Annotated in this window: 1 protein-coding gene; it reads right to left on the bottom strand. The window is 67.3% G+C overall.

Annotated features, from left to right (window positions below):
- Nucleotides 1–54 precede the first annotated feature (54 nt).
- Nucleotides 55–1263 carry an IS256 family transposase gene (locus D9599_RS30590; protein ID WP_198383689.1) on the bottom strand — a complete coding sequence of 403 codons (1209 nt, stop codon included), beginning with the start codon at nucleotides 1261–1263 and terminating at the stop codon, nucleotides 55–57.
- Nucleotides 1264–1386: the final 123 nt, after the last annotated feature.

Genomic DNA, 1386 nt, shown 5'->3' with positions numbered 1-1386 from the left:
GGTAGCGTCCGTCAACGTGGTGGAAATTGCATTTGGGCTTGAGGGGAACACGGCTCAGGCGGCTTTGGGTGGGAGCTGCAGGGTTTCGTTGGTGGGCGCCGGGTTGAGCATCTCGCCCATGGCCTCGACGCCCATGTAGCGGTGCTGCAGTTGCCACTCGTCGTTGGCCTCGAGCAGCACAGCGCCGATCAGGCGGATGATGGACGCCTCAGAGGGAAAGATGCCGACGACGTCGGCGCGGCGTTTCACCTCCTTGTTGAGGCGTTCCAGCGGGTTCGTCGAGTGCAGCTTGGTCCGGTGCGGCGCCGGGAACGCCATGTAGGCGAGCACGTCATGCTCGCTGTCGTCCATCAGCTTGCCGAGCTTGGGCCATCGGGTCCGGAACTGATCGGCGACATGGCGCCAGGTCTGCCGCGCGGCCTCCTGGTCAGACTGCAGGAACGCCTGGCGCAGCGCGGCCGAGGCCATGGACTGCTGCGCCTTGCCGACATGGGCCAGGGCGTTCCTCATCCAGTGGACGCGGCACCGCTGCCAGGTCGCGCAGAGGACGCGGGCGATCGCCGCCTTCAGCCCCTCATGGGCATCGGAGACCACCAGCTTCACGCCTTTTAGGCCGCGCTTCACCAGGCTCTTGAGGAAAGTGGCCCAGAAGGTCTCGGCTTCCGACGGGCCGATGTGCAGGCCGACGATCTCGCGCCGCCCCTCGGCATCGCAGGCCACGGCGATTATCGCCGCGACCGAGACGATGCGGCCGCCCTCGCGCTGGCGGAGATAGGTGGCGTCCAGCCAGAGATAGGGCCACTCACCCGACAGTGGTCGGTCAAGGAAGGCCGTGACCCGCTCGTCGATGTCGCGGCACAGCTCGGAGACGGTCGACCTCGAGATGCCCGACAGCCCCATGGCCTGCACCAGCTTGTCGACCCGTCGCGTGGAGACGCCACCGATCCAGGCTTCCTGGATCACCGCCACCAACGCCTTCTCGCTGGTCTTCCTGGGCTCCAGGAAGGGTGGGAAGTAGCTGCCTTGCCGGAGCTTGGGGATCCGCAGCTGCAGCGACCCCAGCCGGGTGTCCAGCGTGCGGTCGCGAAAGCCGTTGCGGTAGTTCAGCCGCTCGCCGGTGCGCTCGTGCCGGGCGGCGCCAATCTGCCCCTCCACGTCCGCCTCCATCAGCATCTGCAGCACCGCCTCGGCGACGCTGCGTAGGAAGTCACCATCTCCTGCTTTCGCCAGCAGGTCAGCCAGTGGCAGTCTGTCCTCGGTCATCGGGTCCTCGGCCGGTCAGGGGTGGGAGCCTCGCAACTCCACCCTAGCCGCCAGGTCCGATGGCCACCCAAGCCCTACACCCCGGCCAACGCCGGATTTTCCACCACCTCCGTGGACGCTACC

The sequence above is a fragment of the Roseomonas sp. KE2513 genome, assembly GCF_016107305.1.
In the GTDB taxonomy this organism is placed as follows: domain Bacteria; phylum Pseudomonadota; class Alphaproteobacteria; order Acetobacterales; family Acetobacteraceae; genus Roseomonas.
The sequence above is the reverse complement of the archived record's forward strand: the minus strand, read 5'-3'. Positions and strand labels throughout refer to the sequence as shown.

Coding starts and splice junctions, on each gene's coding strand:
- D9599_RS30590 (WP_198383689.1), bottom strand. CDS start 1,263: ATGACCGAGGACAGACTGCCACTGGCTGACCTGCTGGCGAAAGCAGGA.